1 protein-coding gene and 1 pseudogene are annotated in these 1,276 nt (G+C 69.0%); both read left to right on the forward strand.

Annotated elements, in window-relative coordinates:
* Positions 1-234: pseudogene (locus DSP71_RS14705) on the forward strand (DeoR/GlpR family DNA-binding transcription regulator); the annotation flags it as partial.
* 102 nt (positions 235-336) lie between these two features.
* The coding region (locus DSP71_RS23990) for a class II aldolase/adducin family protein (RefSeq protein ID WP_258546469.1) at positions 337-1,276 on the forward strand (940 nt) is incomplete at its 3' end.

A 1,276-nucleotide genomic window follows, 5' to 3' on the forward strand; every position in this document is an offset into this window, starting at 1 on the left:
GATGCGCTCGACGGTGCCGACGGCACGTCCGAGGTGTCGGTCGAAGAGGCCGAGCTGAAGCAGGCGATGGCCGCGAACGCCGGAACGACGGTCGTGTGCGTCGACTCCAGCAAGCTCGGCCGTCGCTCGGTGGCCCGCGCGCTCGACGGCGATGAGATCTCCGTGCTGATCACGGAGCTCGATCCCGCGGACGAGCGGCTGGATGCCTTCCGAGGGATCGCGGACATCCTCTGATCACCGGAACCCTTCTCCTTGACGTCGGTTCGTGTTATCTTTCACATGAAGTAACAGTATGAGTGTGCACGGTCGTGTGCACCGCCCCTGTCTTGGAGAGTCATGACCAACGCCACCGCCGCCGCTCTGATCGCCCGGTCGAACCGCCTCGGCGCCGACCCGAAGAACACCAACTACGCCGGCGGGAACACCTCCGCGAAGGGCACCGAGATCGATCCGGTGACGGGGCAGCCGGTCGAGCTGATGTGGGTCAAGGGTTCGGGTGGCGACCTGGGCACGCTGACCGAGCAGGGCCTCGCGGTGCTGCGCCTCGACCGCATGCGCGCTCTCGTCGACGTGTACCCCGGGCTCGACCGCGAGGACGAGATGGTCGCCGCGTTCGACTACTGCCTGCACGGCAAGGGCGGGGCTGCGCCGTCGATCGACACCGCCATGCACGGCCTGGTCGACGCCGCCCACGTCGACCACCTGCACCCCGACTCGGGCATCGCGATCGCCACCGCGGCCGACGGAGAAGCGCTGACCGCGAAGATCTTCGGTGAGAAGGTCGTCTGGGTGCCGTGGCGGCGGCCCGGCTTCCAGCTCGGACTCGACATCGCCGAGATCAAGAAGCAGAACCCGCAGGCGATCGGCTGCATCCTCGGCGGACACGGCATCACCGCCTGGGCCGGCACCTCGGAGGAGGCGGAGGCGAACTCCCTCTGGATCATCGACACCGCAGCCGCCTACATCGCGGAGAACGGCAAGGCCGATCCGTTCGGCGGCGTCCGCTCGGGCTTCGAGGCCCTCCCGGCTGGGGATCGGCGTGGGCGCGCGGCGGCCCTCGCCGGCACGATCCGCGGCATCGCCTCGACCGACAAGCCGATGGTCGGGCACTTCACCGATGCCGACGTGGTGCTCGACTTCGTGGCCTCCGAGAAGGCGCCGACGCTCGCCGCCCTCGGTACCAGCTGCCCCGACCACTTCCTGCGCACCAAGGTCAAGCCGCTGATCCTCGACCTGCCGGCCACCGCATCCGTCGAGGAGCAGATCGCCCGCCTGC

The organism is Microbacterium sp. H6, assembly GCF_003314775.1.
Taxonomy (GTDB): Bacteria; Actinomycetota; Actinomycetes; order Actinomycetales; family Microbacteriaceae; genus Microbacterium; species Microbacterium oxydans.